At 45.1% G+C, this 24,978-nt stretch carries 25 protein-coding genes; 10 read left to right on the top strand and 15 right to left on the bottom strand.

Features of this window, described 5'->3' with window-relative positions:
* Nucleotides 1-57 precede the first annotated feature (57 nt).
* From D8S93_RS05010 to D8S93_RS05025, 4 genes are all read right to left on the bottom strand, one after another.
* The gene (locus tag D8S93_RS05010) at nucleotides 58-972 is read right to left on the bottom strand and encodes a dihydrodipicolinate synthase family protein (RefSeq protein WP_104969357.1); all 915 of its coding nucleotides are present in this window, start codon (nucleotides 970-972) and stop codon (nucleotides 58-60) included.
* A 56-nt stretch (nucleotides 973-1,028) separates the two neighbouring features.
* A complete protein-coding gene (locus D8S93_RS05015) occupies nucleotides 1,029-2,003 on the bottom strand; it encodes an ornithine cyclodeaminase family protein (protein WP_005393500.1) in 975 nt (324 codons plus the stop codon).
* Between the two features lie 87 nt (nucleotides 2,004-2,090).
* Nucleotides 2,091-3,164 carry a polyamine ABC transporter substrate-binding protein gene (locus D8S93_RS05020; RefSeq protein WP_104974200.1) on the bottom strand — a complete coding sequence of 358 codons (1,074 nt, stop codon included), beginning with the start codon at nucleotides 3,162-3,164 and terminating at the stop codon, nucleotides 2,091-2,093.
* Nucleotides 3,165-3,289: 125 nt separating this feature from the next.
* Entirely contained in the window at nucleotides 3,290-4,546 is a 1,257-nt protein-coding gene (locus D8S93_RS05025; RefSeq protein ID WP_152812283.1) for an NAD(P)/FAD-dependent oxidoreductase, read from the bottom strand.
* Between the two features lie 109 nt (nucleotides 4,547-4,655).
* Between D8S93_RS05025 and D8S93_RS05030 the strand changes: the two genes are divergently transcribed.
* The 6 genes from D8S93_RS05030 to D8S93_RS05055 all read left to right on the top strand — a co-directional run bounded on the left by D8S93_RS05030 (nucleotide 4,656) and on the right by D8S93_RS05055 (nucleotide 11,181).
* The gene (locus D8S93_RS05030) at nucleotides 4,656-5,657 is read left to right on the top strand and encodes a 4-hydroxyproline epimerase (RefSeq protein ID WP_152812285.1); all 1,002 of its coding nucleotides are present in this window, start codon (nucleotides 4,656-4,658) and stop codon (nucleotides 5,655-5,657) included.
* A 21-nt stretch (nucleotides 5,658-5,678) separates the two neighbouring features.
* Nucleotides 5,679-7,211 carry an aldehyde dehydrogenase (NADP(+)) gene (locus tag D8S93_RS05035; protein WP_152812287.1) on the top strand — a complete coding sequence of 511 codons (1,533 nt, stop codon included), beginning with the start codon at nucleotides 5,679-5,681 and terminating at the stop codon, nucleotides 7,209-7,211.
* Between the two features lie 152 nt (nucleotides 7,212-7,363).
* Nucleotides 7,364-8,038 carry a GntR family transcriptional regulator gene (locus D8S93_RS05040; protein WP_005377862.1) on the top strand — a complete coding sequence of 225 codons (675 nt, stop codon included), beginning with the start codon at nucleotides 7,364-7,366 and terminating at the stop codon, nucleotides 8,036-8,038.
* A gap of 30 nt (nucleotides 8,039-8,068) precedes the next feature.
* Nucleotides 8,069-8,833, top strand: coding sequence for a transcriptional regulator (locus D8S93_RS05045; protein ID WP_152812289.1), 765 nt, complete (start codon nucleotides 8,069-8,071; stop codon nucleotides 8,831-8,833).
* Between the two features lie 364 nt (nucleotides 8,834-9,197).
* A complete protein-coding gene (locus D8S93_RS05050; protein WP_319802963.1) occupies nucleotides 9,198-10,790 on the top strand; it encodes a S41 family peptidase in 1,593 nt (530 codons plus the stop codon).
* Between the two features lie 70 nt (nucleotides 10,791-10,860).
* Nucleotides 10,861-11,181 (top strand): hypothetical protein, encoded by a 321-nt coding sequence (locus tag D8S93_RS05055; RefSeq protein WP_005397755.1) that lies wholly within the window; start codon nucleotides 10,861-10,863, stop codon nucleotides 11,179-11,181.
* A 71-nt stretch (nucleotides 11,182-11,252) separates the two neighbouring features.
* On the opposite strand, the gene rlmF is transcribed toward D8S93_RS05055, so the two are convergent.
* Together rlmF and D8S93_RS05065 are read right to left on the bottom strand one after the other, a co-directional pair.
* Nucleotides 11,253-12,380, bottom strand: a complete 1,128-nt coding sequence (gene rlmF / locus D8S93_RS05060; protein WP_152812291.1) for a 23S rRNA (adenine(1618)-N(6))-methyltransferase RlmF — start codon at nucleotides 12,378-12,380, stop codon at nucleotides 11,253-11,255.
* Nucleotides 12,367-12,882, bottom strand: a complete 516-nt coding sequence (locus D8S93_RS05065) for a M48 family metallopeptidase (RefSeq protein WP_005377870.1) — start codon at nucleotides 12,880-12,882, stop codon at nucleotides 12,367-12,369. The genes rlmF and D8S93_RS05065 overlap by 14 nt, the downstream gene beginning before the upstream one ends.
* 138 nt (nucleotides 12,883-13,020) lie before the next feature.
* Here D8S93_RS05065 and D8S93_RS05070 point away from each other — a divergent pair, with 138 nt between their 5' ends.
* Nucleotides 13,021-13,251: a glutaredoxin family protein gene (locus D8S93_RS05070; protein ID WP_005377871.1), complete on the top strand. Its 231-nt coding sequence runs from the start codon at nucleotides 13,021-13,023 to the stop codon at nucleotides 13,249-13,251.
* Between the two features lie 27 nt (nucleotides 13,252-13,278).
* Here D8S93_RS05070 and D8S93_RS05075 read toward each other — a convergent pair whose 3' ends face one another.
* Nucleotides 13,279-14,148, bottom strand: coding sequence for a LysR family transcriptional regulator (locus tag D8S93_RS05075; protein ID WP_025766764.1), 870 nt, complete (start codon nucleotides 14,146-14,148; stop codon nucleotides 13,279-13,281).
* Nucleotides 14,149-14,254: 106 nt separating this feature from the next.
* Between D8S93_RS05075 and D8S93_RS05080 the strand changes: the two genes are divergently transcribed.
* The 3 genes from D8S93_RS05080 to D8S93_RS05090 all read left to right on the top strand — a co-directional run bounded on the left by D8S93_RS05080 (nucleotide 14,255) and on the right by D8S93_RS05090 (nucleotide 16,826).
* A complete protein-coding gene (locus D8S93_RS05080; RefSeq protein ID WP_152812293.1) occupies nucleotides 14,255-15,478 on the top strand; it encodes an MFS transporter in 1,224 nt (407 codons plus the stop codon).
* 89 nt (nucleotides 15,479-15,567) lie between these two features.
* Complete coding sequence (locus D8S93_RS05085) at nucleotides 15,568-16,140, top strand: DUF1415 domain-containing protein (protein WP_025766766.1); 573 nt, start codon at nucleotides 15,568-15,570, stop codon at nucleotides 16,138-16,140.
* A 110-nt stretch (nucleotides 16,141-16,250) separates the two neighbouring features.
* Entirely contained in the window at nucleotides 16,251-16,826 is a 576-nt protein-coding gene (locus D8S93_RS05090) for a nucleoside triphosphate pyrophosphohydrolase family protein (RefSeq protein WP_005397767.1), read from the top strand.
* A gap of 69 nt (nucleotides 16,827-16,895) precedes the next feature.
* Here D8S93_RS05090 and btuD read toward each other — a convergent pair whose 3' ends face one another.
* The 8 genes from btuD to cobT all read right to left on the bottom strand — a co-directional run bounded on the left by btuD (nucleotide 16,896) and on the right by cobT (nucleotide 24,961).
* Nucleotides 16,896-17,663, bottom strand: a complete 768-nt coding sequence (btuD, locus tag D8S93_RS05095) for a vitamin B12 ABC transporter ATP-binding protein BtuD (protein WP_139059910.1) — start codon at nucleotides 17,661-17,663, stop codon at nucleotides 16,896-16,898.
* Nucleotides 17,650-18,645, bottom strand: coding sequence for a vitamin B12 ABC transporter permease BtuC (gene btuC / locus D8S93_RS05100; RefSeq protein WP_053807303.1), 996 nt, complete (start codon nucleotides 18,643-18,645; stop codon nucleotides 17,650-17,652). The genes btuD and btuC overlap by 14 nt, the downstream gene beginning before the upstream one ends.
* 82 nt (nucleotides 18,646-18,727) lie before the next feature.
* The gene (locus D8S93_RS05105) at nucleotides 18,728-19,756 is read right to left on the bottom strand and encodes a succinylglutamate desuccinylase (RefSeq protein ID WP_006741645.1); all 1,029 of its coding nucleotides are present in this window, start codon (nucleotides 19,754-19,756) and stop codon (nucleotides 18,728-18,730) included.
* A gap of 274 nt (nucleotides 19,757-20,030) precedes the next feature.
* Entirely contained in the window at nucleotides 20,031-21,827 is a 1,797-nt protein-coding gene (locus D8S93_RS05110; RefSeq protein WP_152812295.1) for a M3 family oligoendopeptidase, read from the bottom strand.
* 128 nt (nucleotides 21,828-21,955) lie between these two features.
* Nucleotides 21,956-22,570, bottom strand: a complete 615-nt coding sequence (gene cobC / locus D8S93_RS05115; RefSeq protein WP_074191208.1) for an alpha-ribazole phosphatase — start codon at nucleotides 22,568-22,570, stop codon at nucleotides 21,956-21,958.
* An 11-nt stretch (nucleotides 22,571-22,581) separates the two neighbouring features.
* The gene (gene cobU, locus D8S93_RS05120; protein ID WP_152812297.1) at nucleotides 22,582-23,115 is read right to left on the bottom strand and encodes a bifunctional adenosylcobinamide kinase/adenosylcobinamide-phosphate guanylyltransferase; all 534 of its coding nucleotides are present in this window, start codon (nucleotides 23,113-23,115) and stop codon (nucleotides 22,582-22,584) included.
* Nucleotides 23,112-23,918 (bottom strand): adenosylcobinamide-GDP ribazoletransferase, encoded by an 807-nt coding sequence (locus D8S93_RS05125; RefSeq protein WP_319802964.1) that lies wholly within the window; start codon nucleotides 23,916-23,918, stop codon nucleotides 23,112-23,114. Before D8S93_RS05125 ends, cobU begins: the two co-directional genes overlap by 4 nt.
* Nucleotides 23,918-24,961 (bottom strand): nicotinate-nucleotide--dimethylbenzimidazole phosphoribosyltransferase, encoded by a 1,044-nt coding sequence (gene cobT, locus D8S93_RS05130; RefSeq protein ID WP_048626282.1) that lies wholly within the window; start codon nucleotides 24,959-24,961, stop codon nucleotides 23,918-23,920. The genes D8S93_RS05125 and cobT overlap by 1 nt, the downstream gene beginning before the upstream one ends.
* Nucleotides 24,962-24,978: the final 17 nt, after the last annotated feature.

Below are 24,978 nucleotides of genomic sequence, written 5' to 3' on the forward strand. Positions count from 1 at the left end.
TTTTTTGAATATTACGAATGAGTAGAGCGTCAGTTAACGCTCTACTAAACAGCACAATTACAGATTGTATTTGGATAGGTCTAAGCGGGTTTCTAACGCATGTTCAACCATTTGAATGACTTGTTGACGCTCTTCACCTTGTAAAAGTTGGCGTGGCGCACGAACTTGTTCAGATCCACGTCCGCAGACTTGCTCGGCCAGTTTAATGCACTGAACCAGCGTAGGAATGGTGTCTAAACGCAGTAGCGGTAAGAACCAACGGTAGATTTCTAACGCTTCAGCATAACGACCTTGGCTTGCCAGTTTATAAATCGCGACGGATTCTTCTGGGAATGCGTTGGTTAAACCAGAAATCCAGCCGGTCGCGCCTAGCATCAATGATTCAAGAGCAATGTCATCAACACCACTGAACACGGTAAAGCGGTCATCAAATTTATTGTAAAGCTCAGTGATACGACGAGTATCAGTGGTCGACTCTTTAATAGCTACAATGCTTTCAAACTCAGCCAGTTTCGCCATGATATCGAGGTTTACATCGACACCATAAGCAACCGGGTTGTTGTAAATCATGATTGGCATTTCTGGCGTTGCTTTTGCTAGCGTGCGGTAATATTCGAACGTTTCGCTCTCAGACGTGCGGTAAACCATGGCAGGCATCACCATACAACCATCGATACCAATTTTGTACGCATCCTGCATGTAATCAACAGCTGCTGTGGTAATAGACTCTGCTGTACCAGCAATCAAAGGCACACGGCCATTTACGACTTCGTTTGCCGCTTGCAAGACCTGGCGTTTCTCCTCCGGGTACAACGCGCAGTTCTCACCGACGGTACCCAAGCAGATAATGCCATTCACACCATCTTTAATTTGGTTATCTATAACGGTTTGCGTTGCGTCTAAGTCGATTGACTGATCTTGACGAAATTGCGTACTGACCGCCGGATAAACACCTTTCCAATCAATTTTCATGAACTACTTTCCTTATATGTATATTGTATGCAATTTAAATAAACGAGCAAAAATGCTCAGGCATGGCTATCTATGCCATTTTCTAACAACACCGCCTTTACAGCGGCCAAATCAGCCAAAGCACTGCCAACTGATTTGTATAAAGTAATGACCTCATCGTTTTGACGTCCTGAGATTTGTTGGGCGCAAAGCTGCGGTAATTCCCCTTTGATATCGTCTGACGTGAATACGCCCTCTTGAATTGGAATGAGAAGATCGCCCGCTTCGGCTAATACATTAATACGGCTATCAACATACACCTGTGCTCGTTGCACTGCTTTAGAGTCGCATTCACGCTTGTCCAAGTCATGATTACCGACCAAATCAATATGGGTGCCCGGCTGCACGTCTGCGCCATTAAACAAAGGCTCTGCTGATGCGGTAATACAGCTGATGATGTCAACGTGTTTGATAACGTGGTCCACATTTTCTACGACTGAAACACGGAACCGACGCTCATCAGGAAGCGACTGATACTCTGAAGATGACACAATGGCATCTACCGTCGCCTCGGCGTTGTCTGAGTTACGCCCCCAAATATAAACCTGCTTAAGTGGGCGAACCGCAGCGTATGCCCACGCAAAATAAGGCGCAAGATTGCCCGTTCCGCAGATCAACAGACGATCGGCATCAGGACGCGCTAAATAGTCCGCTGCCAACGCAGAAGCTGCGGCGGTGCGCCAAAACGTTAAAACTTTACCGTCCACGAGTGCGAGCGGCTCACCATCGTTTCGTCTAAAAACAAGCAGCTTAGATGCAAGCGTATCTTTGCCTTGCTCAGGGTTATGCGGGAAATACGTAAAGGCTTTCACCGCAATCAACTCCTGGTTCCAAGCTGGAAGTAGCGCAAACGCCTCGTATTCTCCCTCTTCTAAGGGCATGACTCGGCGTTGAGGTATTGTCGCTGGCCGCGAGTACATTTCACGCATCGTTTCAATAAGAGACTCCATTGTTAAACATTGCGCGACTTGCTGTGCTTCGATGACTTTCATCATTTCTCCGAAAACATAAATACAGTTGAGGAAAAGTATGGAACCTCGCTTATGGATGAAAACTCGGCCCCATATATAAATTAACGCCTAGTTAAGCAGCCAGGTATTGAACTCTTCATTTAGTTCATCCGCATAGTCTGACCACCATTCATCGTTAATCAGGAAGGCGGTTTGGAAGTTTTGAGGTGCGGTAGGAAGGTTCGCTAAAATGTCTGGGTTCACCTCCGCCGAAGACGATTTACGCGTAGGCCCGTAGGCAACGTACTTAGCTTGATCAGCTAATGGTTTTGTTCCTGAAGAAAAAGCGATGAAGTCCAATGCAAGCTTTGTGTTCTCGCTCCCTTTAGGTATTGCCCATCCATTCATGTAACCCATTTGACGGTCCCATATAATCCGAAATGGTTGACCTTCATCTTTACGGGCATTGTGAATTCGGCCGTTAAACGCCGAGGCGATCACCACTTCTTTGTCAGCAAGCATTTGAGGTGGCTGGGCACCTGTTGTCCACCACAGCACTTCTGATTTGATCGTATCCAACTTAGCAAACGCACGCTCACGCCCCGCTTCGGTTTCGAGCAGGCTGTAGACCTCTTCTGGTTTTACACCATCAGCCAATAGTGCCCACTCAAGATTACCCTGAGGTTGTTTTTGCAATGCACGTCGACCTGGAAAAGTTTTTAGGTCAAAAAGATCGGTCAACTTGCTAGGCAAAACCTTACCTTTAAACGCGTCTTCGTTCACCGCTAATACTGTGGACACAACGATGGTATTGATTGCGCACTCGTGAATCGCACCATCAATGAAATCCTCTTGTGCTGGTGTTCCATCTGCGCCCGGAGGCAAAATACTTGGGTTCACTGGTTCTAATAACCCTTCGGCACAACCACGAACAATGTCCGGCTTGTCGAGAGACACCAAATCCCAGCGCACGTTGTTCGCTTCCACCTGCGCTTTAATTTCGGCTAATCCGCCGCTGAAATCCTCGGATACGATCTCAACACCTGTTTTTTTAATGAAAGGCTTGTGATATGCCTCCACTTGGCTCTTTGTGAATGCACCACCCCAAGATACGACCGTCAATTTGTCTTCAGCATAAGCAGAGGTCCCCAACAGCATTCCTGAAATCAACAGCGCCAATGGTGCTTTGGTCATTCGTGACATGTATTACTCCTTTTGGTTGTTTTTCTGGAGGCATCCGAGTACGGCTGTTGGACACCAGTTTTTGTTAAAATTAAGTTAACATTAGCATTTAATATATTTTATACAATATTTAATATTAAATTTTTTCAGGCAAATCGTTGTAGTGAAAAAGGTGAAAGATCAATCGATGTCGGCTTTCCTTCGATAAGCTCTAAAAGGAGATCTGCCGTAATCGCCGCTTGAGTTAATCCAAGGTGTTGGTGACCAAATGCCAGTAATACATTTCCATCCCAAATGCTATCAATAACCGGTAACGAGTCGACTGTTGAAGGCCGATTCCCCATCCACTTTTCTCCTTGCTTGAGTGGATGTAACCCCGATTCAAACATCTCATCACCTAACTGAAAAAGCATTTCTGAACGTTTCATATTGGGTGGTGACTCTACATCGGCATACTCAACAGTGCCTGCCAAGCGTAACCCACCTGACATAGGAGTCATGATGAATTTTCTATCGGCAGAGCTAATAGGAAATGGCAATACATCACGCTTGTCATCCACCATTAGGTGATAACCACGCTCGGCTTGAATAGGCACTTTGACTCCGGTTAGTTGCCGTATCAAAGGCTTAGAATGTACACCTGCGGCAACAATGATTCGGTCAAATGAATGTGTTTGAGACTCAACCAGCACATCGCCATTTTTCGCCAACGCAGATACACCTTTTTGTAAAACCTTACCGCCAAGAACTTCAAAAGCTTCACTTAGCTCAACACAGAGCTGATAAGGGTCTAGCGTATGACCTGTATCGGGAAAAAAGACTCCGACACAAACCTTATTGCTGAGATCAGGTATCCGCTCTCGAATCTCCTCTTGTGTCCAAACTTGATACGTCACACCGTTTTTAACCAGTGAGTTAAGCGTGCTTTGATAATTCTGAAACAGTTTCTCGTTTTCAAAAGTGAGCAATGAACCATTCATTTTTATTAGATGTGCTTTTCCGATTGAATCAAGCACGTCACGCCAACTTGCCACTGACCGCTCGTTAAGACTCTTAATCGCGTTTTGTGCCCGCTTCGCGGCTGATGGCTTTGTTTGTAATAGAAAACGAATCATCCACCCGATTGTGTTTGGAATATCTTGCCAACGGATCGAAACCGGACTTTTGGGATCTAGCAGCATTTTAGGTAATTGTGGAAGCAGCGCTGGCGTTGCAAGAGGGAAGACTTGCTCAGTCGCGATATGACCTGCATTTCCCTTAGAGCATCCATTCCCCACGCCGTTGGGATCAAAAATCGTGACTTGATAACCTTGCTGCTGCAACTTCAATCCAATTGATAAGCCGATAATCCCCGCACCTATCACGGCGATCCTTTCCTTTTTGGTTTCATCCTTGACCAACATAAATATGCTCCGAGTCACACTTGAAAACGTAGATTGTATACAATATATTTTACATTACGTTAACATTACTATTGTTTAATTCAACCATTTTTTCAGCAAGGAGCGAAAAATGAGACAAGGAACTTTTTTCTGTATTGATGCCCACACCTGCGGCAACCCAGTTAGGCTGGTCGCAGGCGGTGTGCCTCCACTCGAAGGCAATACCATGAGCGAAAAGCGCCAATACTTTCTTGAGCATTATGATTGGATTCGTCAGGCACTCATGTTTGAGCCTCGCGGACACTCAATGATGTCGGGGTCCGTTGTTTTGCCTCCTTGCAGCGATAACGCAGACGCTTCAATTCTGTTTATTGAAACCAGTGGCTGTTTACCAATGTGTGGCCACGGCACCATTGGAACCGTCACCACCGCTATCGAGAATCGCCTTATCACTCCCAAAAAAGAAGGCCGTTTGATACTTGATGTCCCAGCAGGACAAATCGAAGTGCACTACCAAACAAAAGGTAACAAGGTCACGTCGGTAAAGATATTTAACGTACCGGCTTACCTTGCCCACCAAGACGTAACCGTGGACATAGAGGGCTTAGGTGAGCTCACTGTCGATGTTGCTTATGGCGGAAACTATTACGTAATCGTCGACCCTCAAGAAAACTACGCCGGACTTGAACACTACTCTCCAGATGAAATTTTGATGCTTTCTCCAAAAGTTCGCGAAGCGGTATCTCGAGCGGTTGAGTGCATACATCCAGAAGACCCAACAGTGTGCGGTGTTTCTCACGTGCTATGGACCGGAGAGCCCACTCAAGAAAACGCCACCGCTCGAAATGCTGTGTTTTACGGCGACAAAGCGTTGGATCGATCGCCATGTGGTACGGGAACAAGTGCACGCATGGCGCAATGGCATGCAAGAGGCAAACTCAATCAAGGGGAAGACTTTGTTCACGAAAGTATCATCGGCAGCCTATTTCAAGGACGTATAGAAGGCATTACCGAAGTGAATGGCAAAGCCGCTATTTTGCCAAGCATTGAAGGATGGGCACAAGTATACGGTCACAACACGATATGGGTAGACGATGAAGACCCATATGCGTACGGATTTGAAGTGAAGTAATAAGGATAGTAAGGAAGAATGATGAACCCACAAGAACCAACCACTTTTTACGCAGTCAACGCCTTTACTGGTGAGCCTCTACCCACAGCGTTTCCGGTGCATGGAGAGCAAGAAGTTAATCAAGCCGCCTCAGCCGCCCAAAGCGTTGCGCGTGAGTTTCGCCAACTAAGCAATGCAAAGCGAGCGAGCTTACTTTGCTCTATCGCCTCTGAATTGGAAATGAAGAGTGAAGAAATCGTTGCTCGTGCTCATTTGGAAACTGCCCTTCCCGAAGCACGTTTAAGCGGTGAAATAGGACGTACCGCGAACCAATTACGACTATTTGCCGAGGTCGTGAGATCGGGCAATCACCATCAAGCAATTTTCGATACGCCAAACCCAGACCGTCAACCACTGCCGAAACCAGATATTCGTCGTCAGCAAATCGCAATTGGACCTGTCGCCGTGTTTGGTGCGTCTAATTTTCCGCTCGCATTTTCTACTGCAGGTGGTGATACGGCTTCGGCACTGGCAGCTGGCTGTCCTGTGATTGTAAAAGGCCATACCGCCCACCCTGGCACCAGTCAACTTGTTGCTGAGTGTATTGAGGCTGCACTTGAGAAAGAGTGCTTACCGCAAGCCATCTTCACGCTATTGCAAGGCAACAAACGCGCACTTGGCCAGGCACTCGTTACCCATCCAAAAATTAAAGGGGTCGGGTTTACAGGCTCAGTCGGTGGTGGCCGCGCGCTGTTTAACCTAGCTCAGCAAAGACCAGAGCCAATCCCATTCTATGGCGAACTAGGGGCGATTAACCCAACATTTATTCTCCCTTCAGCCATACGGGCAAACGCATCATTGGCTGAAGAATTTGTGGCTTCTATGACTTTGGGCTGTGGACAATTTTGTACAAAACCAGGCGTTGCATTTGTCTTGAATTGCCCAGAAACGCAAGCCTTTATCGAAACCGCTCAAGGGTTAATTCGACAACAATCAACGGCCACTTTGCTAACGCAAGGAATCCGAGAAACATATGAATCCGAAGTGGATAAGCGAACTTCCGAAACAGGCATTAACGTCACTCGTTCTGAACAAGCAGAAGCGACCAATGTCTCACCAGCACTGTTCGTGACGGACAGTAAAAACTGGCGTAAAAACCCGCAATGGGAGGAAGAAATATTCGGCCCTCAATCGTTAATCGTAACCTGTGAAGATTTCGAAGACATGTTGAAACTGAGTGATTCGCTGGCAGGTTCCCTCACCGCAACCCTTCACGCCACCGCTGAAGACGAAGAACAAGCGAAGCAACTGCTTCCAAGTTTGGAAGAAATCGCCGGACGCCTTGTATTCAACGGTTGGCCAACTGGCGTCGAGGTTGGTTACGCTATGGTTCATGGTGGACCATATCCTGCTTCAACCAATTCTGCCTCAACATCTGTCGGAGCGGAGGCTATTCATCGTTGGTTGCGTCCCGTAGCTTATCAAGCTTTGCCAGAATCTTTATTGCCGGATTCATTAAAAGCGTCGAACCCACTGGGTATTCAACGCGCCATAGATGGCAAAGTTTCCCAATAAGATCGCCAAATGGCTCAAAAAGGCATCAACTGATGCCTTTTATTTCACTCTACTTCTCAAAACCTTCTTTCCTAGTTGGTTTGTGCCAGAAAAACAATAAACTACTAAAGTAAAATGGATTGGATACAATATTAATTTCACGGGAGACTTCAATGTCACAGAAACCTGTTTTTAAAACGCGCACTCAGCTCGTTGAGGAAGCAATTCGAACTCAGATCTTGAAGGGCGAGTTAAAAACTGGTCAACCTTTACGTCAAGATGCGTTAGCAAAAGAGTTTAATGTTAGCCGAATTCCTGTGCGTGAAGCGTTAGTTCAATTGGAAGCACAAGGACTCGTTAGCTTTGAACCTCACAAAGGTGCGACGGTCACTGAGCTATCTCCAGAGAAAATCAATGAGCTATTTGAACTGCGCGCTGTCGTGGAATGCCACATTTTAGAGCGTGCGATTCAGAACATGACGGACGCTGACCTAGAACGCGCGCGAGAAGTTCGCGAACGTTTCGAGTCAGTAGTGAACAGTGGCGACGAAGTAGAAGAATGGAGCAACTACAACTACGAGTTCCATAAAGCCCTATATGCGCCAGCCAACATGCCTGAAACTATGGACGTCATTTACAACCTGAACACAAAGTGTGACCGATACATACGCATGCAGCTATTGTTTACAACAGGCATTAAAAAGGCAGAAGAAGAGCACTTAAGCTTGTTTGAAATGTGCCAAAATCGCGATATAGAAGGCGCCAAGTACCTGCTGAAAAAACACATTCTAGAAGCAGGCACAGCGATTCGAAACCTGCTGCTTGAAAGGCAAAATATCAGCCAGTAAACGGAATAACGAATAAGGTGATATTCAAGGATGAATGTTGGACCAAAGTTTTTACTCGCAGCGCTACGACAAAAGATTAAAGAAGAAGGGCTTTGCTATAATTCCTTGTCAGAGAAAAGTGGCATCCCTTTATCTAGTATTAAACGCCACCTACATAATCCTGCTTTAGGTTTGGATAAAGTACTTATTTATCTGAACTACCTGAATACCGATCTCATCGAACTCGCAACCTTAGCCAACGAGCTTCAGCACCAAAACGAGCAAATGCTAACAGATGAAGAGAGCGCCCTTTTCGTTGAGCATCCTTATTTACTTGATTTTATTTATATGCTGACTTCTCGTGATATTAAACCGCAAGAGATAGCCCATACTTACGGACTTTCTGATACAAGCTTACGATTCTATTTGCGTATCGCGGAAATTCTAGGGTATGTGGAGAACTTCGGAGACGGCTTATTTTACCGTTCTGATCGTCGATTTATTATGGAAGAAGGTACCGCATTGGACACCTTATTCAAAGAGCGATTTCAACAAGAGTCGCTTTCTCATAACATCAACCCAGGTGTGTGTGTGGGTCGCATTAGGCTCACCGAAGAGCAAAAAGTGCAAATAGAGGACGAGCTTTGTAATAAATTAGCGAAACTTAACGCAGTTAACACTTCCAACAACGAAGGTGAACTAACAAATATATTAATGCGCTGCACTCCTGGCGCTCAGATATTTTTCGCAGATGACTTGCCGGATATTGATGGAAGCCTGTTAAAGCACGTCGCCCAATTGACTAAAATAAATTAAAACATCAGATTAAAAATTTACCCCAAACCTAGAACGCATCATTTATTCCTACCAAATCTCTAATAAGTAGAGTTTCCCGTCCCGAAACTTACTTTCTATTTAGCAAACAACAATTAGTCGACTAAGAGAACCCTCCATTTCATCTTTGTTTTTTTCCTTATTATTACGCTGAAACTACTAAGGAACTTAAGGAATAACTAATGGATTTATAAGAATAAAAGATAAACATTTTTACGTTATTTACCTCACACTCTTTAAATATAAATTTGCAGACGAACGAATTAAATTAATACATTCACTTAGCTAATAAAAACAAAAGCAAAACAGATAATTATAATTCTATTATTTATAAGGACATAGAAAAGTGAAATTTAAGTATTCTTTAGCAACGGCAGTCACTCTCGCATTATTACAAGGCTGTGGCGGTGGCGGCGGTGATGGTTCATCTACTCCGTCAACTAGCAGCGCAACCGGACCAACATGGAAAGCCGGTGATTTTAGCCAACCATCAAGCTCGTTTGTCAACCAATGTGAAACCCCACGAGTGGGTCGAGACCCATATAACAATTATGCCGCCTATCCAGATAAATTAGGTTCTGCTTTACACGAAAAACTCTTTTTAAGAGCTTTTACTAACGAAACTTACCTTTGGTATGACGAAGTTCCTGATAATAATCCAGCAAACTACAAAACCGTGACGGATTACTTCAACACATTGGTCACCTCTGCTACTACCACGACAGGTAAACCGAAAGATCGCTTCCACTTTACCGTCCCTTATGAAAATGAGATGAAATCATCGCAATCTGGTTTAGTCGCTGGGTTTGGTTTTAACTGGGCATTCCTACGTGGCGTACAACCTAGAGACGTTCGTATCTCCTATACTGAAGAAGCCTCTCCAGCTGATAGAAGCGGCATTGCTCGTGGTGATAAGCTTCTGAAAATCAATAATATTGATGTGGTTAACACCGGTAGTCAGTCCGACATTGATTTTATTAATAGAACGCTGTTTAACCCTGACATCAATCAAGATTACACCTTCACATTTGAGAGTGTTGACGGCCTAGAGAAAACCGTGACGCTTACCGCCTCTGATGTCATGACTTCTCCAGTTAAAAATGCCAAAGTGATCGCACACAATGGTATGCAGATCGGCTATCTACAATACAACTCATTTGAACCAAGCGCTCAAGCCCCACTTATTGAGGCGTTCAGTACGCTCTCGGCAGAGAATGTTGACGAGATCGTCGTTGATTTACGTTACAACGGCGGTGGCTTAGTACTTCAGTCCTCGCAAGTAGGCTACATGCTAAGCGGTGCTGGTCAGAACCGAGTCTTCAGTGAGTTGATTCACAACGACAAAGTGATGCGTACCATTAAAGATGGGGATAACATCTATCGCTTTACGAATCTAGCAATAGACTGGGCAGCACAAAAGTATTCGGACCAAATGCTGCCGACACTGAACAAAAAGCGCGTATATGTGCTGACTTCAGGAGGCACGGCTTCCTCAAGTGAACTGTTGATCAACGCTTTGCGCGGCATTGATGTTGAGGTTATCCAAATAGGCTCAACAACCACAGGTAAACCGTATGGGTTCTCAGCAGAACAAAACTGCGGCACTATGTACTACACTATTCAGTTCAAGTCAGCGAACGAGAAAAAATTTGGCGACTTCTCTGATGGTTTTATTCCTACTCCAAAGAGCCAAATCAATACCGAGCTAGGCTTAAACAATAGAGTGGAAGGTTGCTGGGTCAATGATGACCTAACAAAACCATTAGGCGATCCGTCTGAAGGTATGCTTTCTGCGGCACTAAACTACATGGAAACTGGAACCTGTCCGCCAGTCTCCTCTTCAAGTTTCAACGCCATGCCGCGTAACATTTCATCTCCGGAGTTAAGCGATCTTCGCTCTCCGCTACGAACAGAGGCAATTCATGTTGAGATCAACTAACTTTTTACGAATGCTGATTCGGGTTGCGCTTTTCTTAGGCACTTCGATTTCTTTGATAGGATGCCAAGCTATGTCACAAGAACCCGTTGAAGCATTGAGTAAAAAGAACTCTCCGGAAACAGTCATAGAGATTCAAAACGCGATCGCAGAAATCCAAGGGACACCAGCACCTAGAATCGCAAATAACGTATTTGAATCCTCACCGCATTTGTTGATTGAAAAAGGACGAGTAAAAGGGAACAACAATCAACTGTTGGATGGCAGCTATACGGATCTTCCAGACCAATATACGTTGCAGATAAGAGGTGAAACCTGTGGCTTATACTATGCCAAAACAGATACTTTTGTCTCTCTCAGTTCACTAGATTGTGAGCCCATCATTAAGTTTTAGATCTCCCAAAATAGAAGCCCGCTGATATCAGCGGGCTTTCTACTTTATTGCTCAGCGTGAAACGGTCAATGTTACTTTAATTCAATCCATGCTTTACGCTGTTGTTTATCCATGTATGACCAAGCTACAAAGCGGCTCACTTTCTGTCCTTGACTCATTTCAACCACACGAATGGCTTTCACACCCAATTTTTCAAGCTGCTTGCGCATCGGGCGAACGTTGTCTTTTTTGGATATAAGTGTTGTAAACCACAAGACCTGCGCAGCAAAAGCTTGGCTTTCATTCGCCATTTTTCGGATAAACGCCGCTTCTCCGCCTTCACACCACAATTCAGCGTTTTGACCGCCAAAATTCAACGCAGGCTTACTTGTCTTTACTTGTGCGGTTTGAGGTTTTAGCCCTTTCTTACGCTGGTTTGCTTTTAGATTATCGATTTTACGCTGGCTGCCCATAGCGGCATCTTCCGCCGAACGGTGGAATGGCGGATTACATGTCGTCACATCATAACGATCATTCGGTTGAATGATACCGCGATAAATATTGGCATCATTGTGTTGCTGTATTAGTGCAATTTTTCCCGTCAAAACACGATTGTGCTCTACGATCGTTTGAGCCGATTGGATGGATTTTGGATCGACATCGCTGCCCGTATAGTGCCAACCGTATTTTGTTACACCAACAATCGGATAAATACAGTTTGCTCCCACGCCAATGTCCAACGCTTTCACTTTTTGGTGCGCGTACTGACCTTTTACTTCACCATCAAGTAGTTCTGCCACTCGGTGAATGTAATCAGCGCGGCCCGGAATCGGTGGGCAAAGATAAGTGTCGGGAATGTCCCAGAACTCGATACCATAATACGCAGCAAGCAATGCTTTATTGAGCATTTTGACAGCGTTAGGATCAGCGAAGTTTATGGAGTCTTCCCCTTTCGGATTTTTGATAACGAATGGCTTTAACTGTGGTTCACTTTCCACGAGTTTTTTAAAATCGTAACGACCTCGATGAACATTACGCTCATGCAAACCATTCTTCGCTATTTTTATGAACTCGACTTCGCTCTTTCCTGCAGGCTGCGGGGATTTGCGCGCAACTTTGTCTTTAACACGCTTCGGTTTGGCTTTATTCGCGTCTTTATTCTGAGCCGCCTTTGAAGTCTTTGGCTTTGCTTGCTTCGCGTTGTGATTATTGTTCTTCATTCAAATTCGCTTTTAAATCGAGGTAAATCATAAACAAACGAGCATCAAATTCGAGTTGGTGATACTCAGGCTCCATGTAGCAACACAGCTGATAGAACGCCTTGTCGTGGTTTTTCTCACGAGTATGCGCCAACTCATGTACCACCAGCATTCTTAATAGTGGCTCGGGCGCATCCTTAAATACATTGGCAATGCGAATCTCGTTTTTCGACTTCAGCTTACCGCCATGGTTTCTACTGATAACACTGTGCAAACCAAGCGCGTTGTTTACCGCGTGAATTTTCTTATCGTAGACAACTTTACTGATTGGCGCGGCTTTCTTCATGTAGCGGTTTTTGATTGCCATGGCGTACTCATAGAGCGCCCTTTCGCTTTTGATTTGGTGCCTATCGGGATAACGCTTTTCGAACCAAGGAACAAACTTGCCACTCGCTATCAATGAGCTCACCTGCTCTACGATGTTTTGTGGGTAGCCTTGAATGTATCGAAGTGACGGATGCATAGAATTAACGTCTGTTATGACAAAATAAAGGCGCTCAATATACCTGAGATAAAGGACAGTTTCACCTTAGCTTTCGCCTTTCATTTATGGTGAAAGGCCGTTAAACTTCGCCTCCCAATGATAATGGAGAGAAATTCAATGAAACGTGTCGTTCTTTACGTCAAAGATAAATGCCCTCACTGCAAAGATGCTCAACGTTATCTGGATTCGAAAAATATTAACTATCGTTTGTGCAATGCTAAGATGCAACGCGGTCGCAAAGAACTTGATGCGCTTGGTGCTCGTTCAGTGCCAGTTTTAAAAATTGGTGATCGGGTAATGATTGGCTGGAACCCAAAGAACTTCGAGAAGATGTACAAAGGCGACTAGTGCTCGGACGATGAATCTGCGCTGCGTTTAAACGTAGCGCTTGATAAAGTCGATAAACGTTCGATCTGCTATTGATAAGTACCCCTGCTTGCGCCAAGCAAGTGCCAGATCCAGCGTCACTGGTGGTTCAAACGGTAGGCCAACAACGCCCGACTCATGTTGAGTCACCAGTTCCAGTAACGCGGTAATCGCAAACTCTTGTTTCACAATACTCAAAATCAAAGGCAGTAAGTTGGTCTCGAATGATGACTTCATGGTAAACCCATGCTCCTCACTCACCTGATCCAAAAATTCGCGGTGAAAATAGCCATGCTGAAACATAACCAAATCGTGTTCAAAGAACTCATCAAAAGTAAGAGCGTCTCGCTGGGCTAACTCATGCTCAGGTGAAACAACTGCGACCATTTGGCTAGTAAACAAATGGTCAGTTTCTAGGTCATCAGGCACGTTATCACAACTGATCACACCGATATCAAGTTGACCATTAAGCAGCATACGACGAATCGATTGAGTCCCAGCTTCGACCAAGGTCAATTTTAACTCCGGGAACTGGCTTTTAAACGCCATCACAATTCGTGGAAAGAAATAACTGCCCATCATTGATGGCGTCCCGAGTCGTACTTCTCCTTTCGCTAAACCTTTCAACTCATCAATCGCGAGCTGCGCGTCGTGCAACTGTTGAATCACCCGCTTGGCATGTACAAGTAGCGTTTCGCCCTCTTTCGTTAAGCTGATTTTTTTATCATCACGGCGAAATAGGGTAACGCCCAAAGACTGCTCAAACTTTTTGATAGAAATGCTTAATGCGGGCTGGGCAATATGCAGGGCTTTCGCCGCATGGGTAATGTTTCCATGTTCAGCGACCGCCAGAAAATGTTTAAGTTGTTTCGATTCCATTAGATCAAAAATATATGGTGTCCATATTTTTAATATATTTTTTTAATTTACAACGAACTGATAGATTGATCACAGTCTCTCCATTTGCTCACATTAGGCAGGATTCATGGTCAGTTTTGGCACACCGGAATACAAACGCATTACGCTCTCGCTAGCGCTTGGTTCCTTCTTGGTTTTTTCAAATTTATACCTACTACAGCCAATGCTGCCCACTTTTGCCCAAATTTTCACGATCTCAGAAACACAAGTGAACTGGCTATTTGCGGCCTCAACACTGGCTCTCTCTTTTAGCCTCGTCCCAATGGCTGTGTTATCAGAATCAGTGGGACGAAAGCCAGTCATGATGGCCGGTCTGTTTTCGATTCCTACCCTTTCCGCTTTGATGCTGTTTGGTGACTCATTCCTGTTTTTGGTGGTATGTCGAGCACTGATCGGGGTCGCGCTCGCGGCTTTTGCTGCGGTCGCCGTGGCTTACATGGCAGAAGAGCTCGACAAGCACGCTTTCTCGATGGCAATTGGAACGTACATTGCGGCTAACTCATTAGGCGGTATTGCAGGGCGTATTAGCGGCGGCTTATTGGCGGACAATTTCAGTGTTGATGTCGCCATTGAAGTTATGATGGTGTTCACTCTTCTTGGTGTCATTGGTGTTCACTATTTATTGCCAACACAGCGCAACTTCACCCCGTCATCAAGCAGTTTGCGCCATCAAAATCGTGCGCTTATTGGTCATTTTAAAAACCAACGCGTGTGGTTCGCGATGCTGATAGGAGGACTCAACTTTGCTTTGTTCGTCAACCTTTATTCCGTAATGGGTTTCCGTCTGGTGAGTGAACCTCACAATGTACCCGTCGGGTTGGCCTCACTGATCTTTATTTGTTACTTGGGAGGGACTTTCTCCTCTCGTTGTGCAGGCCACTGGAGTAAACGTTATTCCTCAATCCTCGGTATGTTCTTAGGCGCGATAGTGAGCATGACGGGAATGTGGATTGCTGCGGTTGAAAGCCTGACTGCAATGCTAGTTGGGTTGTTGCTGATAAGTTTTGGTGCCTTCTTTACTCATACCCTCGCCTACGGTTGGGTCGGTCAGAATGCCATTCGCGCCAAAGCCACCGCGACAGCGCTCTACTTAGTACACTACTACGTAGGCGGTAGCTTAGGAGGATTCTTGCTTCTTTATTGTTGGCAGCATGGAGGTTGGTCGAGTGTTCTTATGGGGGGAAGCGCCGTCTACCTAGCGATGTTTGCTGCGATTGCGTATTTGAAACACATCGCCGAAAGAAAGCACACTGACCAAACACCTGACGCAGCGAGTTTAAAGAGTAGCTAGGGTAAGCTCATTTGCGTAATACCTCTCTGGTTACTTGGATAACCAACTCTGCTATGCTTGCGCTACTTTAATAAAAACCAGAAAGTCGTATGTCAACGCGTTCAACACAAAACACAGATATCGAAGCGATCACTCAACAGGTCGATCAATGGCTCAACGATGTGGTAATCGGACTCAACCTTTGTCCGTTTGCTGCCAAACCGCAACGTAATAAACAAATCAAAATCTTTGTTAGTGAAGCGACTCAAGAAGAAGCGCTTCTTGAAGATATTTTATTGCAGCTGATTGAGCTGAGTAACACAGAACCCGAACAACTTGAGACAACGTTGGTTGTGGTTCCCAACATGCTACAAGATTTCTGGGACTACAACTTTTGTATCGATTGGGTTGAAGGATTAATTAAGCAGCAAAACTGGGAAGGTGTTTTCCAAGTAGCGACTTTCCATCCTGATTACTGTTTTGGCGGCGCAAGGCCTGAAGACGACGAAAACCTGACCAATCGTTCTCCTTACCCAATCTTCCATTTGATTCGCGAAGAGAGTATGGAAAAGGTACTAAAACACTATCCTGATCCTGAATCCATTCCCGATACGAACATCGCTCGTGTTTCCGCCCTTTCAGAGGAAGAACGTAAAAAGCTGTTTCCTTACCTATTTCGTTAAGCTCCACCATTATCCAAAGGCAGATTTATCACCAGTTGGATGCAATGCCCTTGGGGTTCAAAGTGCGGTTTGGTATCATTGCCGCTTCAATCGATTCAATGGAAATTAGAATGCAACTGTCAAAGCTAACCCAAGAGATTTTTGATCACTTATACCGTGATATCACCGAGTTCCGTAGTACGTTCGACTTACCAGTCGCAGACGCTGCAAGCCTTGATGCGCAAGCAGACACACTACACACCTCTTTGGCGATCGAAGAGCTAACAGAGCTAGCAGAAGCAGATTGTAAAACTGAGCAAGCAGATGCCATCGTAGACAGCGTATATGTATTAATGGGCCGTCTCGTTCATCTTGGCCACAGCAAAGTAGAAGACAACCTAGCGATCAGCTACTTAATTGATCTTCTATTAAACGTTGCAGTAAACCGTGGTATCGAATTTATTCCTTGCTGGGATGAAGTACACTCAAGCAACATGAGCAAAGTATGCCGTAACGAGCAAGAGTACTCAGAAACAGAAGCATTCTACGCGGAACAAGGCATCAAGTTGATGGCGGTGCAGAAAGGTGAATACATTATCGCGAAATGCGCCGAAGATTTCGTATCGGAAGGTAAAACCATTCGTAAAGGCAAAGTACTCAAATCTGTTTACTACCGCCCAGCAGATCTAAAACCGCTGACTCAGTAAACGTTGAGTTTGGCTATCTCGATTAAAAAAACGACCTCAAGAAGGTCGTTTTTTATTGCCCCTTAAATACTAATCAAAGATTAAATAAGGTTGCTCATCTACGATGACCTTTTTGACTTGAGTATTGAACACTTCCCCGAGCGCTTCTTCCGTTAGCACAGTGTCGGCATTTCCTGATGAGTGCAGCACACCGTTGTTAAGCAGCAATACTTTATCTGCGTGCTTTAATGTGCGGTTGAGATCGTGATTAGCAACCAATACTCCAATTCCCTGCGCCGCCATAGCGTTAATCAATTGATAGAGCAGACCCTCTTGCGCAATATCTAACGGTGCTGCTGGCTCATCCAAAATTAAAAACTGCGAAAAAGGATTAATGGTACGCCACACCTGTAAACATACACCTGCTAATCGGACACGTTGCCACTCACCGCCGGATAATGTTTGAATACTGCGATGAAGCTTATCTTGCAGCTGTACCAGCTCCACCACCATATTGACGGCATCACGCACTTTGACATCCGCAATCTCAGCACCACTTGGCAGAGATAGAGCGAGATACTGAAAAACATCGACATTAAATGCTGGACGTGATTGCTGACACAAATAACCTCGAACATGTGCTTGCTCTGACAACGGTAAAGTAAGCAAGTTTTTGTTGCCAACGTACACTTCACCACTCATACCCTCTCGGTGGCTTAACGTGCCAGAAATCGCAGCCAATAAAGTACTCTTACCTGAACCATTAGGCCCAACGACATGTACGATTTCGCCTGCTTTGCATTCAAAAGAAAGAGGCAATAATCGACTACCAACCGACATATGTTTAACGTGCATCATGACTCTTCACCAGCATCCAGATGAAAATAGGTGCGCCAATCGATGTTGTCATGACACCTAAAGGTAACTCTGCAGAGTCCAATAACAGCCTTGCGCCGATATCAGCAAATACAAGCAACGCAGCACCAGATATTGCAGAAAGTGGCAATAAATAACGGTTTTCCGTACCAAAAGCCAAACGCAACAAGTGCGGTACCACCAAACCAACAAAACTGATGATGCCCCCCAAAGCGACTGAACTACCCACCAAAACAGAAATGGCGAGGATCAGTTTCCAACGCATTTGATGTACATCGACGCCCAATTGGGTCGCATGAATCTCACCCAGCATCAATTTATCAAGCGACTTGCCTTTACAACATAACCAGATAAGCACTGGTAACATCACCAAGGTAACGGTATGTTGATACCAACTTGCGCCACCAATGCTGCCCATTAACCAATACATCAGTTGGCGTAGGCTAAGATCATCACTGAAGTAAAATGCCCACGTCACAATCGCGCTCGATAAAATACCCAATGCGACACCAACCAAAAGCAATCGAGCCGTCGTCAGATGCATTGCCCTTGCTATCGCCACCAAAACAAACGTGAATACCATCGAGCCTGCAATCGCTGCCAACATAAAAACAATCGGGGTGGGAAGAACAGGTGACGCGAACATGATTAAGACCATTGCTAAGCTTGCACCACCAGATATACCAAGCACGCCGGGTTCAGCCAAAACGTTCCCAAGCAACACTTGTAACGTCGCGCCAGATACCGCTAACGCAGCACCAATAATTGCCGCAGACACCAACCTCGGTAAACGCAAGTCCACCAGTAGCTTATGTTCAAATGCAGATAAAGATTGAAAAGGAGAAAGGAAAATTTCTCCGACCATCAAGTGGATGGCAGAGAGTACAGCGAGCACGATCGACATAACCATCAGGTTACGTTGCCAGCGTCGTTCCTTGTTCAGGATAAGTTGTTGAAAATCCATAGCGGCCGATAAAAACAAACGAGGCTTAACCTTACAGTTAAGCCTCGGTAAATTGCAATTAACTTCTCAAAGCAATGTTGGATTAATCGTAAACCAACTCGCCCTCTTCAAAACGGGTTTTCACTTCACAAACCATCAGAGCTGCACGTTGACCTATTGCGACATGGCGGTTCGGGAAGACAATCGCTTCGTTTTCGTTCTTCGCCATTAATGGTTTGTCGCCATCATGACCAAACACTTCGCCGTGAACAAATGAAGTGAAGTTTTCAACATTGTCGTCGAACATAAAGTCAAAGTCTTCGTTCAGGCGAACGATTGTGCGACTTACGCGATATTTAATGCATGGTTTTGGTAGGTGTTCTGGCTTCGTTTCCGCAATCAAATTACGTAAAGACAAATCAAACGCAGTCAATTTATCGAGGTCATTTTCACCAATACGAGCCACACGACCAAGCTCCATTGTGAGAGCTTGCGCACCAAAGTTCTCGGCACTGTACCAGCTAAACGTACTCGATGGTGAGTTTGACAAGAGCACAGCTTCAATGTGTGCACTGTCCAAGAAATCGATTAATGCCTTGCTTCGCACAGGATGACGAGTCTTAGGACTTACTGCAAACGTATAGTGCTTCGAACCTCTAATCGCGCAGTGTAAATCAAGGTGCCAGCGTGTTGTCGGGTCGGTATCCTGATAGAAATCGCGAACAAGCAGCTTTAGCGTATCAGCGATGACAAGCTCTTTTGTCTGCTTGTGTTCTTTTTCGTCAAACAGACGGTTGAGGTTTTCTTCAAGGAATCGCGTGTGCGCCAGAGTGGATTCTGGATGAGCGATAATGAATAGACAACGGGTATCGACCGTCTGGAACCCAGATTCTATGTCTTGAATAATGGAATCCACCAGCTCCATCGGTGCCGTTTCATCTCCGTGAACCCCACAAGAGATGATGACGTTCTTCGTATCCTGAGTATAGTTCTCAGGGATCACTTCTAGTACACCACGCTGATAGAGTTTAAGTTTTACACCGTTAGAAAGCACCTGCTCCGCTGGTGCAACATCGATATGAACATCTAACGTGTCAGTTAAAAACGATTGGCGAAAGAGAGACTTCGTCATGCGTTACTCCTTAATAGCACGGCGGGTATGTTAATAAATTGTACAAAGGATTTTTGTTGCTGCGATCTCACTTATGAGTAGAAATCACTATTTCCCTCGAAAATCCGATACCTTTTCGCGCCAGGCACTCAAATCAAGCATTGAGGCGTTTAATTTTTAAACAATTACAAAGTGTTAGGGCTGTGAACTTTACCACAGCCCTGATTAAGATCATTATGATTTGATCAAATTTTTGTAGCTATAAAGCAGATTATGCATCAACACTGCGAAAAACTTAGCCGCGCTGTGCGAGCAAACGCTCAAACTCATCGACTTTTTCACGCACTAGCTCAACGCTCTGCTGCCAAAACGCTGGTTGAGTTAAATCCATCGATAGATGCTTTTCGACAACATCTTCCGCCATCATGCAGCCAGTATCGCGCAGCAAATTGATGTAATCGGTGTAAAACGCTTCGCCTTTGGTTTCTCGCTGTGCATAAATACCCTTGCTGAATAAGAAACCAAACAGGTATGGGTAGTTATAAAAACTCACACTATCGATAGAAAAGTGCAGCTTGCTTGCCCAGAAGTACGGATCCGGCTCGCTCATTACGTCGCCATACCATTCTTTCCAAGTTTCAGACATCAACTCACAGAATTCATCTGCGGTTAACTCTCCATCCTGGCGGCGTTCATAGAACGATTTCTCAAACTCATAGCGGACCGGAATGTTGATCATTAAAGCTAGCGCAGATGACAACTCTTCCCACAACATCTCTAGCTTTTCATCGACGCTCTCCGCTTTCGAAATCAAATGATCACGAACGATGTTTTCTGCAAAAATAGAGGCGGTTTCTGCTAACGTCATTGGGTAGTAAGTTTGGCAAAGTGGCAAATCACGAATAACCCAGTTATGGAACGCATGGCCAAGTTCATGCGCGAGAGTCATCAGGTCTGAGCGACTGCCACTCCAAGTCATAAACACAAGTGGTGTTCGCGTTGCTGGCAGTTTGGTGCAGTATGCACCAAGGCGCTTGCTGGCATTTGGCGCGGCATCAATCCATCCGTTTTGTACCATCAAACGGACAAACTCCGACATCTCAGGGTTTACTGTTTCAAATGCTTCACAAATAACATCAATCGCTTCATCAAAGTCGTAAATCTTCGCTTCACCGCTCAAAGCAGGCATAGCCGCCAGATGATTCCAAGGTTTCATCTCATCCAGACCATGTACTTGCGCCATCAATAAACCTGCTTTCTGACCAATAGCTCGACTGTCTTTGGCGACTGTCATCATCGCATTTAAAGTTTCAGCTTGGATTCGGCTACCATGCAAACTCGGCTCTAGGAAGTGAACTTCACGCTTCGTAGAACGCTTTTTGTTTTCAGTTAAGCGCCATCCTGCTAACGCATTCAAAATCGCAGCGAATGATTCTTGGTGCGTTTGCATTGCATCTTGTACGCCTCGCCACGCGGCTTCTTGACGCTCGAATTCAGAACCATAAAGAATGCTTGCCGCTTGAGAAAACCCAAGCTCTTCACTATTACCATCTGTGTACTCAAGCTTCACTTTCAATGAGCCAGTCAGGTTATCGTATAGGTTACCCCAAGCCGATTTACCATCCACACTCATCGCAGCCAGTAACTGTTCTTCTGCGTTGCTAAGACGAGTATCCGCCAACTTTCTAGAATTCAAGATAGAAAAAGCTTGCCCACTGATATCTGGATTCTCATGGTCTAACACACGCAAGATAAACTCTTCGTCGGCATGCGTTAATGTCAAATCAAAGGGACTGAACGCTTGGGAAAGCTCCGAAAAGATGCGGGTCATTTTACCAAGTAACGATTTCGCTTCGGCGTTTGTTGCATCAACAGAAGCATAACAACTCGCAAAATTTGCAACTGTGCCCGCTAAACGACTCGCGGCTTCATTGGTCAAAATCGCATTTTGCATGATCTCTACGTTGCCACAATCTGCTGATTGTTTATTCAAAAGATCAATACATTGTTCCACAAGAGCAATATCGTCTTGAATTCGTGGGTCAGAAAGGTCGTTATAAACGATGGACAAATCCCAACTCGGCGTTGTCATTTCTATATTTCCTTTTTATGTAACTGAGTCAATTTTCGCTTCCTGCACCTAGCAGATGGGCTTCCACTGACATCTTCCGTGACTATGCCCATAAGCAGTATCGCTTTGGGCATTTTAATATTTATAAATTAACGAGTTAAAAGAGGTACGCCAATCGAACGCACCGAGGCGTAAATTTGCTCATCTATGGTAATTGTTATATGCGTGACAGAAGCGTTTCCTATCGACAACGTCGAATACCACTTGGGGTTACGCCAATCTAACTCCAATACATGAGCAAGAATCATACGAATGACGCCACCATGCGTGACGATAAGTAGATTGTCATTGATATCGTTGATGATTTGAGACCAAACGCGACATATGCGCTCAGAAAATGTGCTTAAGCTCTCAGCGTTCGGCAACGTATGTTGTGCTGGCGATTGCCAAAAAGCATCTAGCTTTTTCCACTGCTCAGTGAGCATATCAAAAGGCATACCATCAAAATCACCAAATGCCATCTCTTGTAAAGATTCATCCGTCATTACTGGTAATAATTGCTGTTCAGCAATTATATTTGCCAATTCTTGACAACGTGAAAGAGGAGAACAAATCACTCCACCCACACCTCGTCCACTCTCGATCCAAGCCCGAGCAATGCTTTCTTGGTCAGCAGGCGTAACTTTTACATCTGTTTGGCCATGGAGTCCTGGTGGAGCATCTACTTTTCCATGACGCACAAGATAGATATTGAGTGTTTTCATTTTGTTCCATCCTACTCTTTAAGAACCAACGGCAAACCAGCAGCAACAAAGGTAACACGATGGCAAACACTGGCTAGTTTTTGATTCATCCGTCCTGCATTATCCACAAAGTAACGACTAACCGCCCCCAAAGGCACAATACCCATTCCAACCTCGTTAGAGACGAATATTAACGTCGCATCTGAGCCACGTACCACCTGTATAAGCTTTTCAATTTCTGCTTCTAGCTTCTCATTGGAACATTCATCACCTAACTCAAATATCCAATTATTGAGCCACAAGGTTAAACAATCGACCAGTACAACATCGGTGTTAGCGAAATTTGTCAGTAACTCAGATAAATGAAGGGGGCATTCATGCTCTTGCCACTCGCCCCCTCGTTGCTTTTGATGATGCGCTATTCGCTCTCGCATTTCTTGGTCAAATGGCAGCGCGGTTGCAACATAGTGTAATGCTCGCTGAGAAGCGACCGATAATTGCTTAGCTGTTTTTTCTGCCAAATGCGACTTCCCAGAGCGCGCGCCACCGAGTATCAATTGCTTCATGAGGAGTGATACAATCCAATCATAGTGAGATAAATAAGCAGTTCCGACAACTGTTGCGCTGCGCCAAGGCAATCCCCCGTAAAGCCGCCAATTCTCTTGGTTAACCAACGTTTGAACATCAAACGAAATACCACGAGAACAAGCGATATAAAGATCGCCTGCGTGATACCAAGCACAAGCAATGTTATGCCACCAGTAAACAACAAAATGGAGACTTCTAAAGAAGACTGGCTATTTGCCAGCGGTTTACTTTTCGACGTATCACTGTCACTGACATAAGGCATGTCATAAATAAGCGTCGCGGCTAGTGCTCGGCTTGCGGTATAAGCGACGACAATGACCAACCAAAACTGCGGCAAGTTAGCCAGTTCACTCCAAAAAACATACTTAGCCAATAACGCCATAATGAGAGTGGCTGCACCATAAGTGCCAATACGGCTGTCCTTCATAATAGAGAGGCGTCGCTCGACAGTCATGCCACCGCCAATGCCATCCGCCATATCAGTCAAGCCGTCTTCGTGAAATGCCCCTGTTAACAATAAGCTAAACACCATTGTTAATACTATGGCAACCGATTCTGGGAAAAGAATTGAGGTGAGCGAAAATACCAGAGCACAAAGCGCTCCAAGTACGAGACCAACTAACGCGAAATAACGTCCGGCCTGATTCATGCGTTCTTCACTGTATGGCAACGCTTGGGGTACGGGTAAGCGACTAAAAAAACTGATAGCTAATAGAAACAACTCCCACTGGTATCTTAACGATGATGGCGTGACGTTCTCAGAATTATCAGGGACTGACACTATACTGTAACTCCTGCACTCTCAAAGCTCGCCATCTTGTTGTAAAACTGGGCAGCAGCTTTTAACAAGGGTAAGGCAAGAGCGGCTCCGGTTCCCTCCCCTAATCGTAAACCAAGATCGAGTAGAGGTTCTGCTTTTAGGTACTCTAATACAAACTTATGTCCATTTTCTTCGGAGCGGTGGGCAAACAACATGTATTCGCGTGCTTCTTCGTCTAGCAACGTTGCAATATACGCAGCAACCGATACGATAAATCCATCCACTAAAACTGGGGTTTTAAGCCGCTTGGCTTCTAAAAAAGCGCCTACCATTTGTACGATTTCAAAGCCTCCAACCTGTGCGAGAATCGCTTTAGTATCAAGACCTCGACATCGGTTTACTCCCTGTGCAACCAGTTTATATTTGCGGCTCAACTGCTGTTGATTGATTCCGGTGCCAACGCCAACACAATAATCAATATCTAATGAACTCAGCGCCGATAACAGTGCGGAAGCCGAACTGGTGTTACCAATGCCCATCTCACCGAACATCAATAGATTTGAGCCAGACAAAATGGTTTGCTCAGCAATCTTCGCACCATACTCTAAACCTAGCGCCACTTGTTCTGGGGACATCGCTGATTGTTTAGAAAAATTAGCCGTACCGTTACCCAACCGTTGTTCAACCAAGTTTGGATGAAACTTAAATTCTGGAACCAGCACATCAATAGGTGCCAACATGCCGCAATCTATTACTTTGAGTTGGATGCCATTGATGTCGCAAAAGCAGTTGATGGCTGCGCCGCCGGCGAGAAAGTTAGCCACCATTTGCTGAGTGACTTCGCTTGGCGCAATGCTTACGCCTTCCTCTGCAACGCCGTGATCTCCAGCAAATACCAGCATGCTCGGTTTACAGATAGCGATGGAATCAACTGGCTGAGGTTTATCCTGACTTTGAATAAGAGCTAGCTGTAGTGCCACCTTTTCCAATAAGCCTAAAGAACCGACGGGTTTGGTTTTGTTATCTATGCGCGCTTGTATCTCCGCTGCAAAAGAGTCATCCATTTTTTACGTTCCTTTGA

The organism is Vibrio sp. VGrn 2 (assembly GCF_009361695.1).
Lineage (GTDB): Bacteria > Pseudomonadota > Gammaproteobacteria > Enterobacterales > Vibrionaceae > Vibrio > Vibrio diabolicus.